This window comes from Clostridium pasteurianum BC1, assembly GCF_000389635.1.
Taxonomy (GTDB): Bacteria; Bacillota; Clostridia; order Clostridiales; family Clostridiaceae; genus Clostridium_I; species Clostridium_I pasteurianum_A.
Map to the genome: position 1 here is coordinate 501511 of NC_021182.1, position 23010 is coordinate 524520.

Sequence of the window (23010 nt, forward strand, 5' to 3'; positions counted from 1 at the left end):
TGACTTATATACCTACTGACAATAATTCATCACCTTGTTTAACATTATCAACATTTAATGGTTCAACATATTTCACATCATCTACGTTAGTTACTAGAAGCATTGTCATTGCTGAAGGTGACTTTTCTTTAACTAAATCTAAATCAAATTCAATTATTTTCTGCCCAACTGTTACTCTTTCTCCTTGCTTTATAAAACTCTTAAATCCTTCTCCATTCATTTTTACTGTATCTATTCCTATATGAATAAGTAATTCTACTCCACTATCAGTTTTTATCCCAATTGCATGTTTTGTTTCAAATAAAAGAGTTATAGTTCCATCTACCGGTGATACTAACACTCCATCTGAAGGTTCTATTGCTATGCCTTTACCCATTAATTCTAGAGAAAAGGTTGGATCAGGTACTTCTTTAAGTGATATAGCGTTACCATCAAGAGGCGATAAAATGGTTTCATTTTCTTTAGCTTCTCTATCTATAACTTCTTCATTTACAGACTTTTCGTTTAAACTAGCTTTTTCATTCTTTGAATCTTGTAACTTAAAATTCTTGAACTTTGATAATATCAAAGTTAATATAAAAGGAATTACTATGGCTACAATCATTCCAACAAAGAAAATGCCCCATTGTTGTGGAAATATTGATAAAAAGCCTGGTAATCCTCCAACACCTATACCAGGCGCCTTAACATGATTTAGAGTTATTATTATGGCACCTGCTGCTGAACCTATCATTGCAGAAAAGAAGGGGAATTTAAATCTTAGGTTAACTCCAAATATAGCTGGTTCAGTTATCCCAAGATAAGCTGAAATAGCAGAAGTAAAAGATAGTCCCTTTATTTTTTCATCTTTAGATATAAACATCATAGCTAAGGCACCAGAACCCTGTGCAATATTTGAAAGAACCAGTATAGGCCATAAGAAAGTTCCACCTGTGCTTGCTATGAGCTGAAAATCTATTGCTAGGAACATTTGATGCATGCCTGTTATAACTAATACTGAATAGAAACCACCGTATAAAATAGCACCCAGTAGTGGTAACTTATCAAATATGAAAACCAATCCGTAAGTAATTGCATTACCTATAGAGAAGGTTACTGGTCCAATTATAATAAAGGATAAGAATCCAGTTATTAGTAAAGCTATAGGCGCAACAAGTAGTAATTTAATTGAATTAGGAACACGTTTATTTAACTGTATTTCTAATTTTGCCAATACAAAAGATGAAAATAATACTGGTAAAACTTGTCCTTGATATCCTACTTTAGCTACTTTAAGTCCAAATAAATTCCAATAAGGTACTGTACCCTTTGCAACAGCTTCTCCATAATTATAAGCGTTTAGTAAGGATGGATGAATAAGCATTAAGCCTAATACAATACCAAGAAGTGGATTTCCACCAAATTTTTTAACTGCTGACCAACCAATTAATGCCGGCAAAAATGTAAAGGAAGTATTAGCTATAAGGTTTATAACATCGGAAAGATCTTTCCACTGAGTATAAACGTCAATCAGTGATTTATTTGCAAAAAAGATACCTTTGCCAGCAAGAATGTTATTTATACCCATTAATAAACCTGCAGCAACAATGGCTGGAAGTATTGGTATAAATACATCTGCTAACGTTTTCACTAAACGTTGAATTATATTAAGATTGTCCTCTGCTGCATCCTTTATTTCTTGCTTTGTTGCGCTTTGAATTCCAGTAATAGAAACAAGTATATCATAAGCTTTATCAACTAGTCCGGGACCTATAATCACTTGGAACTGACCATTGCTTGAAAAAAATCCCTTAACTATGTCTATTTTATCAAGATTGTCTTTGTCTATTTTATTTTCATCTTTCAAAGCAAATCTTAATCTAGTAACACAATGAGTTGCAGCAGTTATATTGTCTTTACCGCCAACGGCTGCAATAATTTCTTCTACAGACTGTTTTGAAACCTCCATTAATGATTCCCCCTTATAATATGTGTAAACGTTATATTTGCATGGTAACATGTATAAACAAGTTTGTCAACACTTGTTTATACATGTTAAGATAAATTTTTAAAAATATATGTTAATTAAAAATTATAAATTGACATAACAAATTACGTATAATATAATTTAGTAAAAGTTAATAAAAGAATCATGTAACTGGCGGAAATGGAGTTAACCATGGGGAACATGATTCTAGGCATATTCAAAAAATAACCAGTCAGTATACTAGTCTATTTTGCGTCATACTGCGTCAACAGAACCTTCTGATAGCCCACTATCATCAGAACCTGTTTCCTTGTATTACACAAAATATACCTCGTATCTTTGCCTTTTATTTATTTTCATATGCCTAAGAAAAATATCGACCGTCTGGGTAAGTTCATTATTTACTCAGACGGTTTTTTGGAGGTTACTATTGTGAAAGATTCAGAAATTATACTTAAATATGGATGCAATCCACATCAAAAGCCAGCAAGAATTTATACAGATAATAAGTCTTTACCCTTTGAAATTTTAAATGGCAATCCAGGTTATATAAACCTAATGGATGCTTTTAACTCATGGCAATTAGTGAAAGAGTTAAAAGAAGCAACAGGATTACCAGCAGCAGCTTCTTTTAAGCATGTAAGTCCAGCAGGTGCAGCAGTTGGAGTGCCACTTAGTGATGCATTAAAAAAGGCATATTTTGTTGAGGATATAGAATTATCTTCTGTAGCTTGTGCTTATGCAAGAGCTAGAGGTGCAGACAGAGTTTCTTCTTATGGTGACTGGGCTGCCATAAGTGACATTGTTGACTTACCTACTGCAACAATTTTGAGTAAATCTGTTTCAGATGGTATAATTGCTCCAGGATATACAGAGGAAGCTTTGGAGATTTTAAAGAAAAAGAAAAAAGGAAAATACTGCATAATTAAAATGGACTCTGACTATGAGCCAAGGATTATAGAAAGAAGACAAATATATGGTATGACTTTTGAGCAGAAGAGGAATAACATTAATATAAAAGAGGAAATGCTTGATAATATAGTAACTGATAATAAAAATATGACAGATGAGGCAAAAAGAGATTTACTTATTTCTATGATAACATTAAAATATACTCAGTCTAATTCCGTTTGTTTTGCTTTAGACGGTCAGACCATCGGTGTAGGAGCCGGACAGCAGTCAAGAATACATTGTACAAGACTTGCTGCATCAAAAGCAGATCTTTGGTATTTAAGGCAGCATCCCGCTTTACTAAATTTGCCTTTTAAAGAAGGTGTTTCAAGGGCAGAAAGAGATAATGTAATTGATCAATTTCTAAGAGATGACGTTACTTCTATGGAGACTAAAGGATGGAAGGATGTACTTAAAGAGATTCCAGAGAGATTAACCAAAGAAGAAAAAACAGCATGGCTTTCTAACTTAAAAGATGTTGCTTTGGGATCAGATGCATTTTTCCCTTTTAGTGATAATATAGATAGGGCCTCAAAAAGTGGAGTTAAATACATTGCCCAACCTGGTGGCTCCATAAGGGATGATGTAGTAATAGATGCATGTAATGAGTATGATATGGTAATGGCTTGTTCAAATGTTAGATTGTTTCATCACTAACTCCAAGTTTACTTTCCTACGTAAGCTTTTTCAAAATTGAAGGTCAGGCTAAGATGACAAAAGGAAACATCATAATAATGGCAATTGTCAGTTTAATTGTTGCTAAAGCGGCACCTATTGCAGTTGGTATATATTTAATAACTATCAGCATGTTTAATTTTGTTGAAGAACTGGCATTTAGATTATATATGAGAAAAGTTAAAACAGTATAATAAATTTATAGAATCATGGCATTGAAAATTAGTGCCATGATTTTCACATTCAAATCATATATTATACTATTTGTATTTTCAATATTTGGATTGTTTACAGACAAGAGAGTAAAAAAATTTACAAATTATGAAGTAATCTTTAAATACATATTCAGTAATAACTTAAATAATCATATACTTTAACTAGTGGTGGACTGTTATATGTGATGTTATAATTTACTTACGGTGTAAGTTTTGAAGCACCATGTAAATGCATGCTGCTTCTTCTTAAAAATGAGGCCAATTAGATATTTTCTTTATTAAAATACAATATGCACTAAGAGAATACTATAAGGTAATGCTTGTTAGGCAGTCTGAATTTGGATTTTGAAGTAAAAGCATTAGCAGATAGTGATGACTCCAATCCGAATATATTTAGGGAGGAATTTTTATGTCAGAAAATAAGGTCATATTTCATATTGATGAACTTGACAAATGGAATTTGTTATTAAAAGATGTTAGTATTTTATTAGATGCTTTAAGTAATGACAAATTTTATATTGAAGTTTTAGCTACTTCAGAAGCAGTAAAGTTTTATGATATTAATGAAATTTTAAACACAGATCTTAACTTTATGAGAAATTTGAATGATAAAGGGATAAAATTTGTTGCATGTAATAATTCATTAACAACTTATAATATAAAAAGCGATGACATAATTAATTTTGTAGATAAAGTTCCAATTGGAACTTTAGAACTTATAAATAGACAAAGTGAAGAATATATTTATCTAAAAGCGTGGTAGTGTATTGATATAAAATTTTAGTAAAGATAAGTGACATACTCCCCACACCTACGCTATGCTTAGAGGTGGGGGCTGTAATTCATTATCTCATTAATAAAAAATAATTAGGTGGGTAAAATAATATATAAATATGCAAATAAATTTGAGGTGTGATGGATGATTAAAAAACATATAGTATGGAGAATTCTTTTTATGATATTTGCAGCAGCTATCTCTATTACGGGTGTGTGGACAGATATAAAAGGAATGGCTATGTTTGGAGTAATTCTTTGGGTAATAAGTACGATTATAAATATAATTTATAGTTGTCAGGCCATAAAGGCAAAATCAATATAATTTAATTATAGAACGAAGAATAGTGTAATAAGCATAGAACATGTTATAGAAGATGAAGTTAATAAGAGAAATTTGAAAAAGTATATTAAATTTTCAAGAGACATCGGACATCATTATTGAAAAATGATGTCTTTTAATATATGATTGATTCATAGGTTTATAAAGACGAAGGAGCAGATCATATTATGGTGAGGAAAGAAAAGAGTCTATCAGAAAATGTGGCAGAGGATATTTTTGCTATGATTACTGTAGATAAAAAATTTGCAATTGGAGACAAGCTACCTAATGAAAATCAGCTTTCTGCAGAATTAAAAATCAGTCGTACTACCTTAAGAGAGGCTATTCGTATTTTAGTGGTTCATGATATATTGGAAATTAAGAGAGGAAAGGGAACTTATGTTAAAAACAATCAGGAAATAAATGAGGAGTTTGGATTAAAGAAGCTCTCAACTCTTAAATTGGATGTAAAAGATTTGTATGAAATACGTTTAATTTTTGAACCTGAAATTGCTTACTATGCTGCAAAACGTGCTACTGATAAAGAAATGGAACGTATTTTATATTATGGTAAACTGGAAGAAGAAAAAATTTTAAATAGAGAGGATAGAACTGAGATTGAACAGATATTTCATAAATCCATAGCAAAGGCCACTCATAATGAGTTTATGAATAGACTTATGCCTATTCTTTATCAAGCCATTGATAAAGGAGTTATCTTATCAAACGCCAATGAAGAGATGCTTAAAAATACTCTCAATGATCATAGAATGGTTATGGAATTTTTATCAGAAAGAGATGCAGAGGGAGCAAAGACAGCTATGAAATTACACATTATTCACGCTATGAGAGGCTTTGGGATTACAGAAGGATAGTTATCTATTAGAGAATTTCTAAAACTAAATTTACTTTTTTACTATGTATGATTATCTTATTGACATTAGACATCATACATCATACAATAAATTCATACAACTAAAATATAACATAGAGGTGTTTATTGATGAATAGTGATACAGTAACTAGAACCGCACCCCATCGTGCATTGTTTCATGCATTGGGATTAACAAATGAAGAAATAAGTAAGCCTTTAATAGGTATTGTTAGCTCTAAAAATGATATTGTTCCAGGACACATGAATCTGGATAAAATTGTAGATGCAGTAAAGCTTGGAGTGGCTATGGCAGGAGGGACTCCACTGGTATTTCCCGCTATTGCAGTATGTGATGGTTTAGCAATGGGACATCAGGGGATGAAATATTCTCTTGCTACAAGAGAATTAATTGCTGATTCTACGGAGGCCATGACATTAGCTCACTCTCTTGATGCTTTGGTTATGGTTCCTAACTGTGATAAAAATGTCCCTGGATTATTAATGGCGGCAGCTAGATTAAATATTCCAACTATATTTGTAAGTGGTGGACCAATGCTTGCAGGAAAAATCGATGGCAATAAAATAAGTTTCTCCAGTGTATCTGAAGCTGTTGGTGCATTTAATGCTGGAAAAATTACAAAAGAAAAATTAGATGAATTTGAAAATAAAGCATGTCCAACTTGTGGTTCCTGTTCTGGTATGTATACGGCTAACAGCATGAACTGCCTTACTGAAGTACTTGGAATGGGCTTAAAGGGGAATGGAACTATTCCAGCAGTATATTCAGAACGTATTCAACTGGCAAAACGTGCAGGTATGCAAATTATGAATTTGTTGAAGGAAAACATTAAACCAAGAGATATTATGACGAAAGATGCATTTATAAATGCTTTGACTATGGACATGGCTTTGGGCTGCAGTACTAACAGTATGCTTCACCTTCCTGCCATTGCTCATGAATGTGGTATTGAACTAAATGTTGATGCTGCAAATGCAATCAGTGAGAAAACGCCTAATCTTTGTCATCTTGCTCCAGCTGGACATAATTATGTTGAGGAACTCAATGAAGCTGGTGGTATTTATGCAGTAATGAATGAAATAAATAAATTAGGACTACTAAAAACAGATTTGATTACCTGTACAGGTAAAACTGTAGCAGAAAATATTGAAGGTTGTGTTAATAAAAATACAAAGGTAATAAGATCGGTAGAAGATCCTTACAGTAAAACCGGTGGAATTGCTGTATTAAAAGGTAATCTAGCACCTAATTCCTGTGTTGTTAAACGCTCTGCTGTTTCACCTGAAATGCTAAAGCATGAAGGTCCTGCAAGAGTTTTTGATTGCGAAGAGGATGCTATGGAAGCAATTAACTCTGGGAAAATTAATCCAGGAGATGTTGTTGTTATCAGATACGAAGGACCTAAGGGAGGTCCAGGTATGAGAGAAATGCTTAATCCTACTTCCGCCATTATGGGACGAGGTCTTGGAGAAAGTGTAGCACTTATTACCGACGGACGTTTTAGTGGTGCAACTAGAGGCGCAGCAATTGGACATGTATCTCCAGAAGCAGCAGTAGGTGGTAATATTGCCTTGGTAGAAGAGGGCGATATTATACAGATTGATATTATGGCAAATAAAATTAATTTTGTAATCAGTGATGACGAGTTGGAAAAACGTAGAGCAAACTGGAAGCCAAGAAAACCAAGGATTACAACAGGATATCTTGCAAGATATGCAGCCTTAGTTACATCGGGAAATAGGGGAGCTGTTTTAGAAATAGACAAGTAGCAAGTGAAAATTACAAAATTTTATTTTTTACTACAATAAAGAAGCTGCAGCAATAAGTGTATAATAGCACTTGTGCTTGCAGCTTTATTATTATGCAGTAACTATATTAAGTGCCTATTGAATAGTTTTTTCAGAATTATGTGCAAATGAAAAAATAAAAATATTGTTAATTAGCAGTAAAAATAGTATTATCTCATGGGCTAAAATGTTATAATTACTTCAAATTAACAGAGGTAATTAATATGGATGATAAAATTAATAAAGAGAAATTAGTAAAGAAAATATTAGATAATGATAGAGATTTAGATGGATCTAACATTAGTGAAGAATTATTGCATGAACTCATAAGTGGAAAAATCTCAAAAAATATAAATAATATTCATGATGATAATCTCACAATTGGACAAAAAGTTGCAGATAAAATTGCTTCCTTTGGTGGAAGTTGGCCCTTTATAATAAGTTTTATGACTGTATTAGTAGTGTGGATAATAGTAAATGCAGTATTATTATCAAAAAAGGCTTTTGATCCATATCCATTTATATTGTTAAATTTAGCCTTATCCTGTCTTGCGGCTATACAAGCACCTATAATTATGATGTCTCAGAATCGTGAATCTGAAAAAGATAGGCTTACTGCTGCTAATGATTATCTTATAAATTTGAAATCAGAAATAATAATAGAGGACTTGCATAAAAAGATTGATATTTTAATAGAACAGCAAGAGGAAAATACGAAAAATATAGAGCTATTATTAAAAACAAAAAAATGATATTATAAAAACAGTACATAGGTATTTATGTACTGTTTTTGAGCTACTCTTCACTTATAGAAGTGAGAGCTTCCTGCTGCTTAGAGTTCGTAACCTAACACTATCCACAGGCTTGAAATTTCCTTGCACCGAGGGTACTGTACGATAAATGCTCCTGTACATGAGCTTTGAATATTTTACTTAGGGAAGGCATAGCTTGGTTATCGCATTTTCTCAAAATTTAAGACTTTTAAAGATTTTTTATAGAAATTGATATAGTTTTATTAAAAAAATAAAGTAAAAAGTATTTATGTTACTGGTTGAAAGCTCTAAGATTAGAATTCTGTGATCTACTACATAAATATACAGAGGAGATGGTTTTATGTACTTAGTCAGTGCATGCTTAGTAGGAATTAATTGTAGATATGATGGAAAAAATAGTGAAAATAAAATTGTAGCTGAATTAGTTAAACAAGGGAAAGCTATACCTGTATGTCCAGAACAGTTAGGTGGATTACCTACTCCAAGAGCAAGCTGTGAAATTGTTATGGATGAGAAAGGTAACATAAAAATACTTACTAAAGAGGAAAAAGACTGTACTAATGAATTTGCTAAAGGAGCAGAGGAAACTTTAAAAATTGCAAAATCAAATGGTATAAAAAAAGCTATATTGAAATCTAAAAGTCCATCCTGTGGCTGTGGTTTTATATACGATGGAACATTTTCAGGAAATCTTATAGAGGGAAAAGGACTAACTGCAGAATTATTAATTAAAAATGGAATTGAAGTGTTTACAGAAAATGATTTAGAAAAATAATCTTATAATTGGAAATATAATTGAAAACTATACAATGAGCAGAAATAAAGTTACTTTCAACTAATTAATTTATCCGATGACTACCCACTCTAATACTCCCATTGCACTCTGTGAAAGCGATGGGAGTAAAGAGTGGCTACGTCCCTGGATAACGACTTCTAAGCATCAGATGAAATAAAAACTCCACTTGATGCCAAGAATTCTGTTTATAGTACATAAGAATAATGAAGGACAATTTATTGATTATGAGTTATGGAGGATACAATAAATGAAAAAGGTATTGTTATTATTAGCAAAAGGCTTTGAGGTTTATGAAGCAAGTGTTTTTACAGATGTTATAGGATGGAATCTTGCTGATGGAGATAGAACTACTGAGGTAATTACATGTGGAATGAAAAAAGAAGTTAAAAGTACTTTTAATTTAAGGATAACTACAGATATAACAATTGATGAAGTTAACGTAGATGACTATGCAGCATTGGCCATTCCAGGAGGTTTTGAGGAATATGGATTCTATGAGGATGCATATAATGAAAAATTTCTTCAACTTATTAGAAAATTTCATGAGAAAAACAAAATAATTGCATCAATTTGTGTTGCAGCTCTTCCAGTGGGAAAAAGTAAAATATTAGAAGGAAAAAAAGGTACAACTTATAATATGAAAAACGGTATTTGGCAGGAAAAGTTAAGAGAATATGGAGTTAATGTAGTTAATGAACCAATAGTAATTGATGATAATATAATAACCTCCTGGAATCCTTCCACAGCCATGGATGTGGCATTTAAACTGCTTGAACTCCTGACATCCAAAGAAAAATCAGATTTTATAAGAGAAATAATGGGTTTTAATGTGGTTTAATTAGATTACACAAAACAATCATGCATGTAAACTGTATGAGAAAAATGGCTATAAAAAAAGAGGAGTTGTAACTTTTAGAAAAGGTGAATTTTTTTGTTTTGAAAAGAAGTTATAAAAATTATAATTCCTATAACATAATTATTTGCCCATAAGTTTTAAAATATCTCCATTGACAATTCTTACAATTTAATTTATATTATAGATATTATTAGAAAGAGGAGGTGTAGATCATGGCTCATATAGTTGGTACTGAAAAATTTGTAACAGATAAGCATTGTAAATATAGTAGTTCTGTTACAAAAAGCGCAATTTTAGATATTAAGGGAGAAGTGCGTCCATTTTTAGAAAAGTATCGACTGTTGTATAAATCCATGATTCTATATCTTGATTTAGTTTAATTCGTAATTTTATGAATTTGTTTACTAATATTATAAGATAATTACAGGACTCAAGGTTTTATACCTTGAGTCTTTTTGTGTGCTCATTTAAATTTGGAATACTTTCTTTCATAAGCCTTAAATAGGGTTCAAATACAAACTTATACTTGACAATTTTGTCTTGAAATCTAGAAGAATACAAAATTACTAGGTTAAGTTTTTATATGAGAACTCTATCTGTTCAGATACTTAAAAAGTAATTGATTAAAGTATCTGTCAGGGGGGCTTATTTTCGTTTGCAAAAAATTAAAAGTATACAATTTTAGATTTCAATAAATTAAAAGGAGAAATTGAAAATGATAGAATTAGCCTTAAATAAATTACAAAAATATTATGGAGCCACTATGATTTTAGAGGATATTACCTTTGAAGTTCAGACTGCCGAAAAGGTGGGTATTGTAGGAAGTAATGGCTGTGGAAAGAGCACATTGTTAAAGATAATTATGGGCGTTGAAGGTTACGAAAAAGGTATGTTGTCTATTAGAAAAGGAGCAAATTTAGGTTATCTTGAACAAATGCCAATTTATCCTGACAGTTTTAAAGTCATTAATGTATTGAATTCAGCTTTTGAAAAAATAGATAACTTACATGAAGAAATGAAGGTATTAGAAAAACAACTGTCAAATACTGATATAGCCAATATGGATAGATTATTAAGCAAGTATTCTCAGCTGCAGGAGCTTTATGAAAGCAGGGGAGGTTATGAAAAAGAGGAAAAGTTAAGTAAAGTTTGCACAGGACTTAAAATAAATAAAATATTTAAAGAAAAATTATTTTCACAATTAAGTGGTGGAGAAAAGACTACAGTGATTCTTGGAAAAATACTACTTCAGAATCCTGATATATTATTGTTGGATGAGCCCTCTAACCATCTGGATTTAGATGCAATGGAATGGCTTGAGAGATATATCAATGAATATAAAGGTGTAGTGATTATAGTATCTCATGATAGATATTTTTTGGATAATGCTGTTACAAAAATAATTGAAATTGAGGATAAGGTATCAAAAAGTTATATAGGTAATTACACGGCCTATGTAAAAGAAAAGGAAAAACAGCTGCAGCTTCAGTTGGAGGGATTTATAGACCAGCAGAAAAAAATCAAAGCTATGGAAAAGGGTATTGCTCAACTGAAAGATTGGGGTAGGAGAGGAGATAATGGCAAATTTTTTAGAAGGGCTGCAAGCATGCAGAAGGTATTGGATAAGCTTCAGCGAATAGATAAACCAATACTTGAGAAAGAAAGCATTAGCATTAACACCCATGTGGCAGAACGTTCTGGAAATGATGTGGTCATAGTTAAAGATTTATGCAAAAACTATGGTGAGAAAGTGATCTTTAATAAAGCCGAAATTTTAGTAAGACAAGGTGAAGCAGTGGCTTTAATTGGTTCAAATGGCTGTGGAAAATCAACCTTGATTAAAATATTGTTGGGGAAGGTGGAAGCTGAGGAGGGAACTGCCTCCTTAGGAAGCTCTATTAAATTAGGATATTTACCTCAAAACATTTCTTTTAAAGATGAAAACAAAACCATATTAGAATGTTTTAGAGAAGAAATAGTTATTACTGAAGGAAAAGCAAGAGAATATCTTGCAAAATACATGTTTTTAGGTGAAATGGTGTTTAAGAGGGTTGGAAAGCTTTCAGGTGGTGAAAGAAGCAGGCTAAAGCTTGCTATGCTTATGTATAATGAAGTTAATTTTCTTATTTTAGACGAACCTACTAACCATTTAGATATTGATTCAAGAGAAGAATTAGAGGATGTTTTAAAAGAATTTAAAGGCACACTTTTATTTGTATCTCATGACAGATATTTTATAAATACTATAGCAGGCAGATTGGTGGAGTTGTCAAAGGGGTCTCTCATTTCTTATGAAGGTAATTACGAATATTATAAAGAAAAAGTAATAGAGAATAAAAATGATGAAGAAATTAAGCAAGCAGCAGTTAAAGATCAAATAATAATAAAGAAAGATAAAATAAAGAAGCGTAAAGAAAAAGAAATCTTAAAGCCAGAAAAAATGGATAGTAATAGTGAAAATAGGAAAAAGCATCTTGAAAAAAGTATAGAAGAGTTGGAACAAAAGATAAAATTTATTGATGTGGAAATTAACAAGGTCAAGGATAATTATAAGAGATTAAATTCTCTATATGAAGAAAGGGTAGATTTAAATGAGATACTTGATGAATTAATGGAGGAATATTTTCAGTAATTTAAGATAAATAGTAGAGCTCACTGTTTTGCTTATTTACATCATATTGAATTTATTAGTTGATAATTAGTAGGCTGTATTATAAGATTAATTTATAAATTAAATGAAAAATTTTATATGTAAAACTCATTCTTATCATATTTTGTTTTCATGATACTTTTGATTTGTGAAAACCATAGAGAATAGAAAATCAGTAGCCTTGGTTAAGTTGCATTTGGCTGTTTGTATGGCTTATTAATTTATGGATAATGAAACAGTATCATAACTAGTGTTTATCAACTAATGAAGAATACTATAAGAAAGGTGTAATGTAATATGTCAGTATTAAACAAATCTTTTATAACTGAAAATAAATCTCTAAGATGTCTTCTAATTGCACGTGTGTCTACTTTTCTTGCTTTTCAAATGTTGGCGGTGGCAGTTGGCTGGCAGATATACTCACTTACCCAGATGCCACTTTATTTAGGTCTGGTTGGATTAGTTCAGTTTTTACCAATGCTTTTGTTTACCCTTGTAGTTGGTCATGTAGCAGATCGTTATAATAGAAAGCTAGTAGTCTGTATAAGTCAAATTGTAGAAGGTATTGGTATTTTTACTTTGGCATTTGCAAGCTATCATGGATGGATTAATAAAGAAACCATCCTTATTGCTGTATTTTTTATAGGAACGGCTAATGCTTTTCAAGGACCGTGTATGCAGTCTATATTACCTAATATTGTAAGTAAAGAAATTTTTCCAAAAGCAGCTGCCGTTATGGCTTCTGCATCTCAATTTTCAGTAATTATTGGTCCTGGACTTGGAGGATTTTTATATGCTTTAGGGCCTTCCGTAGTGTATTCAATTTCTGGAGCTTTAGCATTATTAGCAAGTGTAATTATTTCTTTTATTTCAATGGAAAAGAGAACGGTGAAGCAAGAAGCTGCAACTTTAAAATCAATGTTTGCAGGAGTAGACTTTATAAAAAAGAATCCAATTATATTAGGAGCCATATCACTAGACCTTTTTGCAGTATTACTTGGAGGTGCTACAGCCTTATTACCTATTTATGCTAGTAAAATTTTAGTTGTGGGACCTTTTGGCTTGGGACTACTTAGATCAGCACCAGCTGTTGGAGCGTTAATAATGTCTTTTTTTCTGGCTAAGAGACCTTTAAGAAAAAAAGTTGGACGTACTATGTTTACTGCAGTAATATTTTTTGGAGTAGCTACTATTATTTTTGCAGTGTCAACTTCAATTATAATTTCTCTTGCAGCTCTTTTTATATTAGGAGTATGTGATGTAATAAGTGTTGTTATTCGTTCTACTTTAGTGCAAATTAGGACACCAGATGATATGAGAGGGAGAGTGAGTTCAGTAAATTCCATGTTTATTGGTACTTCTAATGAACTTGGAGAATTTGAATCAGGGGTACTAGCTTCTTGCCTTGGTGTGGTACCAGCAGCTTTACTTGGGGGAATTGGCACTATAATAGTTGTGGTAATATGGATGAAGTTGTTTCCTGAACTTTTAAAGGCTGATAAATTACAATAGGCATGGTTTGCGCTTATTAATCTACGGGAGATTATATATTTAAAAAAGCAAATGATAAAGGTGAATTAATAACTACAAAAGGAAACAGGGGAAAGAAAAATCTAGTGAATTTAAAAGACTTTCGTGCTGATTCTCTGAAAGAGCAATTTTAATTTGAATAATTTTAAAGAACACTATGAAATTCATATTGATTTTCATAGTGTTCTTGTCATTTTTTAAACTTTAATTTGTGAGGAAATTTAGAAAAATATTGATAAATTTAATTCATATTAAGTTAATGTACATTATCATACTTATTCAAACCATATTCCTCTATTAAGCCTATAAGCTCATTAGCATAGTTAGGATCTGTAGCATAACCAGCTGATTGCAGTGCTCTTGCTTGGGTCGCATAATTAGTTGCTGAGAATACTCCATGTTTTGCGTAAATGCTGTTACTAACCAGAAAATTGCCGTGATCTTCAATACTTTCTCCCCAATTATTATAGGCTCTGAATTTGCCCATTATCACCACATTTTTACCGTTATAATTCTCTCTGGTTGGCATATTGATTGTTTTACCAGGCCAACTAAAGGCCTTTATACCAAATAGATTGTTTGCCTGCTTAGTCAGAGAGGATGTTCCCTCACCACTTTCCAGCATTGCCTGAGCAAGTGTGACTGATGGGAATATTTTATCCTTTTTATAAGTATCCTGAGCAACTGGTGCAACTGTAGCAATGAATTGTTCATCATTTAAATATTCTGCAATTATTCTTGCTACATACTGAGTAGTCGCCTTTGATTCATCAAGGGTATTTGGAGAAGAACCTATTTCCAATAAAAATGCATTATTACTTTTATCCTGATTGAAAAAATTTGCTCCATTGTCGGGACAATTTACACCATTACCAATAGTTAATCCTGGGAAATAACTAGAGGCATCCTTTAATAAAAGATTTACCATGGACATATTCTCATTAAAATGTGGATTATTTTTTGCCATGACAAAGGTAAATTTGGCTACATTTAATCCATTCAATTGTTTAGTAACGTCAGCTTTGTTTGGATTTGTAGTTCTATCTAGATCAATTATCATTTTAAAATTACCGTATCTTTGCAAATAGTTATTCACGGTTTGTCCAGATCTTGAATAGCTATTGTCATAGGATAATGCATTGTGGACTGTGGTATCATGAATCACGGAGATCCCATAGTCATTCTCAAGAGTGTTAGTAAGTGAATTACCAATAGCAGTTACATTTTTGTCAGGATCAAGGTTATCTTGACCATCTGCACCATAACTTTCTGTGGTATGAGAATGGTATATGAGAACCTCTGGTTTTGAATTATCAAGGGTTTTCTTTAACTTTGGATTATAGGCTTGACTTATTTGACTTTCAGTATTGGGGCTTCCATTGTTTGCATTGGAAGTACTGCTGCCATCATTCTTAATTACATCACTATTGCTTAAGTTAAAGTCACCTATAGCTGCTGTACCATCTTTAATAGAATTGTCATCTCCATCTAAATAAGATATTTCTTTTTTTAAAATTTCATCAGGATGGCTTAAATTAATTCCTGCATAGTTTAAAATGTAAGTTTTTAAAGAAGGTGTATCTTTCGCTATAGATTTATCGAAGTTTGTAACTTTTACTACAGGCATTACATAGTTTAGAATCTGAATGTAAAGTATATTTCCTGTGACATTTGTGAAGCTTTCCTGATTATTAAAAAAGCTAAAGAACAGATAAATAGAAAATATCATTATGGTAATGCCTAAAACCAATACAAAACTACTTCTCTCATTGTTTATCCTTTTATTAACCATCCATATTACCTCCAGCTTGGACATATAAAAAGAAATATCCGTGAAATTTTTAGCGCATATTTCTTTTTAGGCATGTGAAAATAAATAGTAAGTCAAAGATGCGACGTATATTTTGAATCATACAAGGAAACAGGTTCTGAGGATAGTGGGCTATCTGAGGGTTCTGTTGACTCAGTAGGATGCAAAATAGACTAGCATACTGACTAGTTATTTATTTGGATATGCCTTATAAGTATGTAATTGTTAAGTATGGTATTTCCGTGGCGGAAAATTATTCTTAGCAATTGTATACTTATTATTATTTTTTCAAGGTGCAACTAATTAGAGTATATGAAAAATAATATGAATTTATAACACATTACTTTGAAAATTTATCTTCATAGACAGAGTTATTGGAAGCAGATGAGAGTATTAGAGTGGATAGTCATCGGGTAAATTTATGGCGGCATTCATATTATACATAGTTGACAAATCAACTTGTAGTTGTATAGTAATGATTAGAGAGCTTAATATAAATATCAAGTGTAAGATATCACATATATACACTGATGATTTATTTCATGATAATTTATAGTATATTATATTATAATAAATAGGAGAGCTTATATGGAAGAAAAAATTTATAAAAATAGATGGAAAATATTAGCGGTTGTTTTATTATCTCCTTTCATGGGAAATTTGGACAGCAGTATTGTAAATATAGCCTTACCCATGATGTCAAAGCATCTAGGTGTGGAGATAAATAGTATACAGTGGGTAGTTACTAGTTATTTGATAGTAATATCTGCTTTTGTACTTATATTTGGAAAATTATCAGATAAATTTGGTAAAGTTATTATTTTTAATTATGGATTTCTCATATTCGGGTTGGGATCTTTTCTATGTACTATTTCTCAAAGCTTAAGTTTTTTGGTTTTTGCCAGGATAGTGCAGGCTGTTGGAGCAGCTATGTATATGTCAGCCAATCAATCTATAATAGCCGTTGTATTCCCACAAAACGAGAGAGGCAGGGCACTTGGGCTCCTTGGAAGTACTGTAGCTATAGGTACTATGCTTGGACCTGCACTTGGAGGAATTATGGTGCAACTCTTTAATTGGCAATCTATATTTATAATAAATATACCTATATCCATCTTTGCATTTATTGCAGGGAAATTGATACTTCCTAAAGAAGAGATAAATAAAAGTGCTTCGGCTTTTGATTTAAGGGGAGCTATTTTGTTTATGGTCTTTATAGTTGCTCTTTTCTGGGCACTTCTAAGTGGTGAAGATTTAGGCTGGAATAATGGAAAGATAATTATAAGCCTTATTATAAGCATATTATGTGGAATAAGCTTTTATTTTACAGAGAAAAAAGTAGAAGATCCTATAGTAGATTTGTCTATGTTTCAAAATAAATTATTTGATATAAGTATACTCTGTGCTTTTATATCCTTTGGAGTCTTGTTCTGCGTAAATATAATTCAGCCTTTTTATCTTCAGGATGCTATGAAAATATCTCCTGCGACTTCAGGATTTTTAATGATGTCAGTACCTATAAGTATCGCAGTAGTTGCTCCCATAAGTGGGTATCTTTCAGATAGACTTAGTGGAGAAATTTTAACTGTCTTAGGTTTGTTAACTATGTCAATTGGTCTTTTTACAATGTCACTACTAAGTCTTAGTTCCAACTATATATACATTGCGTTTAGTATAGCCATAATAGGTATAGGAAATGGATTATTTCAGGCCCCTAACAATGCTATTGTCATGTCACTGGTTTCAAAGGATAAATTAGGGGTAGTTGGCAGCATAAACGCATTAGTTAGAAATATGGGTATGGTGTCAGGTATAACCTTTTCCGTAGCTCTTTTATATAATAGGATGAGTAGTAAGATAGGGCATAGAGTTACAGGATATGTAAGTGGAAGACCGGATATATTTTTATATGCAATGAAAATAGTATATGTAGCTACAGGATGTATATGTATTCTAGGTATGACTTTAACTATAATGAGAATTGTAAAAGAGAAAAGAGAAAGAGGAGAAGCCTACCTAAAGTCATGACAGAAAAAGAAAAAATGTTAAAGTGCAAGTCTTTTTATAGCCGGTTATCTTATTGAGATAGAGGAGTAGAGATGGATAGCATATTAGGTTAAAATTGAGAAATAAAGTATAATTCTAATATAAGCTTTTAAAAGGAGGCAATAATTTTGAGTGTAGAAAATGTAAGAAAATTTTTTTTAGAAAGAGAACTTGAAGACCCTGTATTTGATCTTCCAGACAGCGGTGCTACTGTAGATCTTGCGGCAAAGGTTATAGGTGTTGAACCGGAATTTATTGCAAAAACATTAGCTTTTAAAGTAAAAGAGAGAAATGTGATTATAGTTGCTAGAGGAGACGCCAAAGTAGATAATAAAAAGTTCAAGCAGTATTTCAGCACAAAGGCAAAAATGCTTAAATTTGATGAAGTAGAAGATACAATAGGCCATCCTGTGGGAGGGGTATGTCCTTTTGGAGTAAAGGATAATGTAGAAATATTTCTTGATGAATCTATACGTAATTTTGAATACATATACCCTGCTGCAGGCTCTAAAACTACTGCTTTAAAAATAACTCCACAAAAGGTTGAAGAATTGACCAAAGCTCTTTGGATAGATGTTTGTACATATTAAAGTGAAAGGCGGTATGTAATTGGAAAATTTTCATTTCATAGAGGATTTATTTAAGGAAGATGGCTTTCATAGTTATAAAGCAAATATTGAAGAGGAAGTTAATGAAAATAGAGAAAAAATCATTTCCACTTCAGGCTCCCATAATTGTGGGGGAAGATGTGTTATAAAAGTTCATGTTAGAAATAATAGTATAGTGAGAATTTCCACTGAAGACAATATTGTTGATACAAAAGTTGTGCCTCAATTAAGGGGGTGTCTCCGCTGTCGTTCCTATAGAAATCGTATGTATAATTACAATAGACTTAAATTTCCTATGAAACGAATAGGCAAACGAGGAGAAGGCAAATTTAAGCGAATTACCTGGGAGGAAGCTATAGATACCATTGCAGATAATACTAAGGGAGTTATGAAAAAGTACGGCAAGGATGCAATATATGTGCAATATGCTACGGGAAATGCCGGAAGAGTGGCGGAAAGAACCTGGATGAAAAGGTTACTTGGCATGTATGGGGGGTTTTTAGATTATTATGGCAGCTACAGTACTGCCTGTACTCAAATTGCAACTCCTTATACTTTTGGAACAATATATACTGGTAGCAGCAGAGATACCTGGCAGAACTCAAAATTAATTATTCTACTGGGATTTAATCCAGCAGAAACTATACATGGCACTAATACTGCCTATTATTTAAAGCTGGCAAAGGAAGCAGGGGCAAAGATTATAAGTATTGATCCCATTTATTCAAATACTGCCATAGCCTTAGCTGATAAATGGATTCCCATAAGGCCAACTACAGACAGTGCATTACTAGATGCTATGGCTTACGTTATAATTACGGAAAATTTACAGGATCAAAAATTTCTTAACAGTTACTGCTTGGGCTTTGATGATGAGCATATGCCTTATGGTATACCAAGGGGTAACTCCTATAAAAGCTACATATTAGGTGAAGGTGAGGACAAAATTCCAAAGACTTCGACCTGGGCTGAGGATATAACTGGTATACCTCAGGAGACAATTGTTGAATTAGCCAGAGAGTATGCTGTAAATAAGCCTTCTGCATTGATTGAGGGTTTTGGTCCACAAAGACATGCCTATGGAGAACAGTATACAAGAAGCGGTACTGTGCTGGCGGCTATAACAGGAAATATAGGTATTAATGGAGGATGGGCTTCTGGCACAGGCTATCCTACCCGTCAGGAATTTGTAGCATCAATCCCAGCCTATAATCCCAATAAAGCCAAGATTTCTGTGTATAGCTGGCCTGATGCTATTGCACGGGGAAAGGGTATGGGAGCAGAATTAAGTGTAACAGGTGTGGAAAAACTATCCTCAAATATTAAGCTTATGTTCAATTTAGGAGGTAACATCCTTGTAAATCAGCATGGTGATTCAAATGGTACGGCTAAATTATTGGAGAAGGAAGAATTAGTAGAATTTATAGTGGTAAGTGATCATTTTTTGACTCCAAGCGCTAAATTTGCAGACATACTTTTGCCGGCAGATAATATGATGGAGCGAGATGACATTGTTACTCCTTGGGGTCCTGGAGACTATGTAATTTATATGAATAAAGCGGTGGATACGGTGTTTCAGTGTCGTAATGGGTATGAGTGGATAAGCGATTTAGCAGAGAAACTTGGACTTAAGGAAGAATTTACAGAAGGAAAATCCATAGATGAATGGATGGGGTATCTTGTAGAGGAAACAGCAAAGAAAAATCCTGGTTTTCCTTCCTTTAAGGAATTTAAGGAAAAATCTATATATAGATGGAATTATGATGAGCCTTCCATAGCTTTTGAACAGGAGATTAAAGACCCTGAGAACAATCCTTTTCCAACTCCATCAGGTAAAATAGAGATTTTTTCAGAGAGACTGTGGAATATGAATAATCCTTTAGAGATACCAGCTGTACCTAAATATGTGTCAGCATGGGAAGGGCCTGAGGACCCTATGAAGGAAAGATATCCACTTCAATGTATAGGGCATCACTACAAGCGTCGTGTTCACTCAACTTTTGATAATACAAGCTGGATGGAAGAGGCAGGAAAGCAGGAAATTTGGATAAGTAGTATAGATGCTCTAAAACGGGGTATTAAAAATGGAGATGAGGTAAAAGTATTTAATGCTCGTGGTACAGTAATTTTACCAGCAAAGGTTACACCTAGAATTATGCCGGGAGTGGTATCCATACCTCAGGGAGCCTGGTGGACGCCTGATAAAGAGGGCATTGATAGGAGAGGCAATGTTAATACACTTACAAAGTATCATCCAACTCCTTTGGCTTTTGGAAATCCGTCACATACTAATTTAGTTGAAGTAATGAAGGCTTAATAGTATTAATGAAGCTTCCTTAGTTGAAGTTCAAACTACAACTAAGTTTTGGATATGAAGTATTACAATGGATTTTTACTGGGAAGAGTTAATGATTAAAAGTAATATTAAACTTAAAATTAGAAGGTGGTATAAAATATGGGTAAGCAATTGGCATTTTATTTTCAGCAAAATTATTGTGTTGGATGTAACACTTGTCAAATAGCCTGCAAGGATAAAAATAATCTAACAGTTGGTGAGAATTTTAGAAAGGTTTATGAAGTAGCTGGAGGAAATTTTATACAAAGAGGAAAGGCAATTATACCAAATATATATGCTTTTTGGATTACTGTAAGCTGTAATCATTGCCTTAATCCCATATGTGTAAAAAGTTGTCCCACAGGTGCACTTGTAAAAAGAGAAGAGGATGGAATAGTATATATTGAAAAGGAAAAATGTATAAGCTGTAAGAGCTGCATAAAGGCATGTCCTTATGAAGCGCCACAATATAATCCTAAGGAAAAAAAGGTGAATAAATGTGATTTTTGCATGGATTTATTGGAAAAGGGAAAAGAACCTGTCTGTGTTTCATCCTGTCCCATGAGGGCACTTGGCTTTGGAGCATTTGAAGAACTTCGTGAAAAATATGGAGAGGTGGCTGAAACGGAAGGCATGCCAAAAGCTAGTATAACAGAGCCTGCTTTGGTAATAACTCCACACGAAAGAATTGATTCTGATCAGAGGGAGGATAGTAAGAGATAGAGTCATTTTGCATATTGAATAGAAATATTTGCAAATTAACTTCATATATCTATCTTCTTACTAATGCAAATTATGGAAAATATAAAAAATTTTATAACAAAAAGACAAGCTATTTATGCTATGCTGGCAGCACTTTATCGTGGAGATTTAGATAAAGTATTAAAAATTTCTGAGGAAGTCTCAGTATTTAAGGATTTTCTTATAAAAAAGGGCTATAGCAGAGATATTATAGAAGAGATTAAACAGGATAGAGAAGATTTATTAGAGGATTATGAAAATTTATTTGTTGGACCAGCAGCTATACTAGCTCCACCTTGGGAATCTGTATATGAAACTGAAGATAGATTGTTATTTGGAGAATCAGAATTGCAGGTTAGAAAATTTTATAGAAATTTTGGATTGGATGTGAGCAAAAAAGAGCCGGCAGATCATTTGGCCTTTCAGTTAGCCTTTATGTCAAGGTTGTTTTCTATTGAGGAATATGATGATTCTTCAAAGGTTAAGAAAAATATTAAAGGTCAAATAGATTTTTTAAATAATCATTTATTGACTTGGACATATAAGTGGTATGATGAAGTAGCTGAAAATGCAAAAACTAAATTTTGGAGAGATATTTCTCGAATTGTAGTAAGGTGGTTTAAGGAAGATTTAATGGATCTTAATAATGTGATTAAATCCATAAAATAATTTTGTCCGATACTATCCACTCTAATACTTCCATCTTTCTTGAAACTGGGAGTAAAGAGTGTCTACGTCCCTGGATAACGATTTTTCCTAAAGGACAACGATTTCTAAGTATTAAAATACTGATGTTAAGAACTCTGTTTATAAAAATAATATTTGACATAAATTAGTGTAAGGCGTATTATAATAAAATAAATATATTTATTATAAATTGACTATGATAGGAAAAGTAAGTTTATAGGAGCTATACAGTGATTTAGGAGTAGTGAAAACCTAAATGGTAAATATAGACAGAAGGACATCCTTGAGTTGTTTGCCTGAAATCTCAGTAGGGTAAAACGGAAATCCACCGTTATAAGGACATGAGTGAATCAAATTATTTTGGATTAAGCAGGATGGTACCGTGGAATATTACTTCCACTCCTATATTGGAGTGGAAGTTTTTTAGTTCTTTAATTGTGCTTAAAAGAAAATAATTAGGTTAATTTGGGTGGTACCACGGAAGTACATTTCGTCCCTAAACTGTTTTATGTTTAGGGACTTTCTTTTGGTTAAATTATTTTTGAAATGAAATTTAAACTCTTTTTATATGCCGGGTATAAAAAGAGAAATAAAA

General features: G+C 32.4%; 19 protein-coding genes, 1 riboswitch and 1 other annotated feature. Of the genes, 17 read left to right on the top strand and 2 right to left on the bottom strand.

The annotated features are described in order from the left end of the window. Positions 1-4: 4 nt before the first annotated feature. A complete protein-coding gene (treP, locus tag CLOPA_RS02360) occupies positions 5-1948 on the bottom strand; it encodes a PTS system trehalose-specific EIIBC component (RefSeq protein WP_015613876.1) in 1944 nt (647 codons plus the stop codon). Positions 1949-2123: 175 nt separating this feature from the next. Further along, positions 2124-2199, top strand: a riboswitch (ZMP/ZTP riboswitch). Positions 2200-2398: 199 nt separating this feature from the next. Between treP and CLOPA_RS02365 the strand changes: the two genes are divergently transcribed. The 12 genes from CLOPA_RS02365 (at position 2399) to CLOPA_RS02415 (ending at position 14170) form a co-directional block, all read left to right on the top strand. Continuing rightward, a complete protein-coding gene (locus CLOPA_RS02365) occupies positions 2399-3574 on the top strand; it encodes a phosphoribosylaminoimidazolecarboxamide formyltransferase (protein ID WP_015613877.1) in 1176 nt (391 codons plus the stop codon). A 53-nt stretch (positions 3575-3627) separates the two neighbouring features. Next, positions 3628-3786: a hypothetical protein gene (locus tag CLOPA_RS02370; protein ID WP_207637895.1), complete on the top strand. Its 159-nt coding sequence runs from the start codon at positions 3628-3630 to the stop codon at positions 3784-3786. A gap of 430 nt (positions 3787-4216) precedes the next feature. After that, positions 4217-4570, top strand: coding sequence for a DsrE family protein (locus tag CLOPA_RS02375; protein WP_015613878.1), 354 nt, complete (start codon positions 4217-4219; stop codon positions 4568-4570). 156 nt (positions 4571-4726) lie between these two features. Further along, positions 4727-4906 carry a hypothetical protein gene (locus tag CLOPA_RS02380; protein ID WP_015613879.1) on the top strand — a complete coding sequence of 60 codons (180 nt, stop codon included), beginning with the start codon at positions 4727-4729 and terminating at the stop codon, positions 4904-4906. A gap of 185 nt (positions 4907-5091) precedes the next feature. Then, entirely contained in the window at positions 5092-5778 is a 687-nt protein-coding gene (locus tag CLOPA_RS02385) for a FadR/GntR family transcriptional regulator (protein ID WP_015613880.1), read from the top strand. Positions 5779-5906: 128 nt separating this feature from the next. Continuing rightward, on the top strand, positions 5907-7565 hold the full coding sequence (ilvD, locus tag CLOPA_RS02390; RefSeq protein ID WP_015613881.1) for a dihydroxy-acid dehydratase: 1659 nt from the start codon (positions 5907-5909) through the stop codon (positions 7563-7565). A gap of 242 nt (positions 7566-7807) precedes the next feature. After that, a complete protein-coding gene (locus CLOPA_RS02395) occupies positions 7808-8335 on the top strand; it encodes a DUF1003 domain-containing protein (RefSeq protein ID WP_015613882.1) in 528 nt (175 codons plus the stop codon). Positions 8336-8696: 361 nt separating this feature from the next. Then, the gene (locus tag CLOPA_RS02400) at positions 8697-9131 is read left to right on the top strand and encodes a DUF523 domain-containing protein (protein WP_015613883.1); all 435 of its coding nucleotides are present in this window, start codon (positions 8697-8699) and stop codon (positions 9129-9131) included. A 268-nt stretch (positions 9132-9399) separates the two neighbouring features. After that, positions 9400-9990 carry a DJ-1/PfpI family protein gene (locus CLOPA_RS02405; protein WP_015613884.1) on the top strand — a complete coding sequence of 197 codons (591 nt, stop codon included), beginning with the start codon at positions 9400-9402 and terminating at the stop codon, positions 9988-9990. Between the two features lie 230 nt (positions 9991-10220). Continuing rightward, positions 10221-10388, top strand: a complete 168-nt coding sequence (locus CLOPA_RS24720) for a hypothetical protein (protein ID WP_015613885.1) — start codon at positions 10221-10223, stop codon at positions 10386-10388. Positions 10389-10723: 335 nt separating this feature from the next. Then, positions 10724-12640: a ribosomal protection-like ABC-F family protein gene (abc-f, locus tag CLOPA_RS02410; protein ID WP_015613886.1), complete on the top strand. Its 1917-nt coding sequence runs from the start codon at positions 10724-10726 to the stop codon at positions 12638-12640. Between the two features lie 315 nt (positions 12641-12955). Next, a complete protein-coding gene (locus tag CLOPA_RS02415) occupies positions 12956-14170 on the top strand; it encodes an MFS transporter (protein ID WP_015613887.1) in 1215 nt (404 codons plus the stop codon). 274 nt (positions 14171-14444) lie between these two features. Here CLOPA_RS02415 and spoIIP read toward each other — a convergent pair whose 3' ends face one another. After that, positions 14445-15980, bottom strand: coding sequence for a stage II sporulation protein P (gene spoIIP, locus CLOPA_RS02420; RefSeq protein WP_015613888.1), 1536 nt, complete (start codon positions 15978-15980; stop codon positions 14445-14447). A gap of 606 nt (positions 15981-16586) precedes the next feature. Here spoIIP and CLOPA_RS02425 point away from each other — a divergent pair. The 5 genes from CLOPA_RS02425 to CLOPA_RS02445 all read left to right on the top strand — a co-directional run bounded on the left by CLOPA_RS02425 (position 16587) and on the right by CLOPA_RS02445 (position 22397). Further along, entirely contained in the window at positions 16587-18026 is a 1440-nt protein-coding gene (locus CLOPA_RS02425; protein WP_015613889.1) for an MFS transporter, read from the top strand. Positions 18027-18172: 146 nt separating this feature from the next. Beyond that, positions 18173-18634 carry a YbaK/EbsC family protein gene (locus CLOPA_RS02430; RefSeq protein WP_015613890.1) on the top strand — a complete coding sequence of 154 codons (462 nt, stop codon included), beginning with the start codon at positions 18173-18175 and terminating at the stop codon, positions 18632-18634. A 19-nt stretch (positions 18635-18653) separates the two neighbouring features. Next, positions 18654-20969 (top strand): DMSO/selenate family reductase complex A subunit, encoded by a 2316-nt coding sequence (locus CLOPA_RS02435; RefSeq protein ID WP_015613891.1) that lies wholly within the window; start codon positions 18654-18656, stop codon positions 20967-20969. A 138-nt stretch (positions 20970-21107) separates the two neighbouring features. Next, the gene (locus CLOPA_RS02440) at positions 21108-21710 is read left to right on the top strand and encodes a DMSO/selenate family reductase complex B subunit (protein WP_015613892.1); all 603 of its coding nucleotides are present in this window, start codon (positions 21108-21110) and stop codon (positions 21708-21710) included. Between the two features lie 72 nt (positions 21711-21782). Beyond that, positions 21783-22397 carry a TorD/DmsD family molecular chaperone gene (locus tag CLOPA_RS02445; protein ID WP_155241856.1) on the top strand — a complete coding sequence of 205 codons (615 nt, stop codon included), beginning with the start codon at positions 21783-21785 and terminating at the stop codon, positions 22395-22397. A 205-nt stretch (positions 22398-22602) separates the two neighbouring features. Beyond that, positions 22603-22822, top strand: a binding site (T-box leader). Positions 22823-23010: the final 188 nt, after the last annotated feature.

Coding starts and splice junctions, on each gene's coding strand:
- CLOPA_RS02445 (WP_155241856.1), top strand. CDS start 21,783: ATGGAAAATATAAAAAATTTTATAACAAAAAGACAAGCTATTTATGCT.
- CLOPA_RS02405 (WP_015613884.1), top strand. CDS start 9,400: ATGAAAAAGGTATTGTTATTATTAGCAAAAGGCTTTGAGGTTTATGAA.
- treP (WP_015613876.1), bottom strand. CDS start 1,948: ATGGAGGTTTCAAAACAGTCTGTAGAAGAAATTATTGCAGCCGTTGGC.
- CLOPA_RS02375 (WP_015613878.1), top strand. CDS start 4,217: ATGTCAGAAAATAAGGTCATATTTCATATTGATGAACTTGACAAATGG.
- CLOPA_RS02415 (WP_015613887.1), top strand. CDS start 12,956: ATGTCAGTATTAAACAAATCTTTTATAACTGAAAATAAATCTCTAAGA.
- CLOPA_RS02385 (WP_015613880.1), top strand. CDS start 5,092: ATGGTGAGGAAAGAAAAGAGTCTATCAGAAAATGTGGCAGAGGATATT.
- CLOPA_RS02395 (WP_015613882.1), top strand. CDS start 7,808: ATGGATGATAAAATTAATAAAGAGAAATTAGTAAAGAAAATATTAGAT.
- abc-f (WP_015613886.1), top strand. CDS start 10,724: ATGATAGAATTAGCCTTAAATAAATTACAAAAATATTATGGAGCCACT.
- CLOPA_RS02370 (WP_207637895.1), top strand. CDS start 3,628: ATGACAAAAGGAAACATCATAATAATGGCAATTGTCAGTTTAATTGTT.
- spoIIP (WP_015613888.1), bottom strand. CDS start 15,980: ATGGTTAATAAAAGGATAAACAATGAGAGAAGTAGTTTTGTATTGGTT.
- CLOPA_RS24720 (WP_015613885.1), top strand. CDS start 10,221: ATGGCTCATATAGTTGGTACTGAAAAATTTGTAACAGATAAGCATTGT.
- CLOPA_RS02425 (WP_015613889.1), top strand. CDS start 16,587: ATGGAAGAAAAAATTTATAAAAATAGATGGAAAATATTAGCGGTTGTT.
- CLOPA_RS02400 (WP_015613883.1), top strand. CDS start 8,697: ATGTACTTAGTCAGTGCATGCTTAGTAGGAATTAATTGTAGATATGAT.
- ilvD (WP_015613881.1), top strand. CDS start 5,907: ATGAATAGTGATACAGTAACTAGAACCGCACCCCATCGTGCATTGTTT.
- CLOPA_RS02440 (WP_015613892.1), top strand. CDS start 21,108: ATGGGTAAGCAATTGGCATTTTATTTTCAGCAAAATTATTGTGTTGGA.
- CLOPA_RS02380 (WP_015613879.1), top strand. CDS start 4,727: ATGATTAAAAAACATATAGTATGGAGAATTCTTTTTATGATATTTGCA.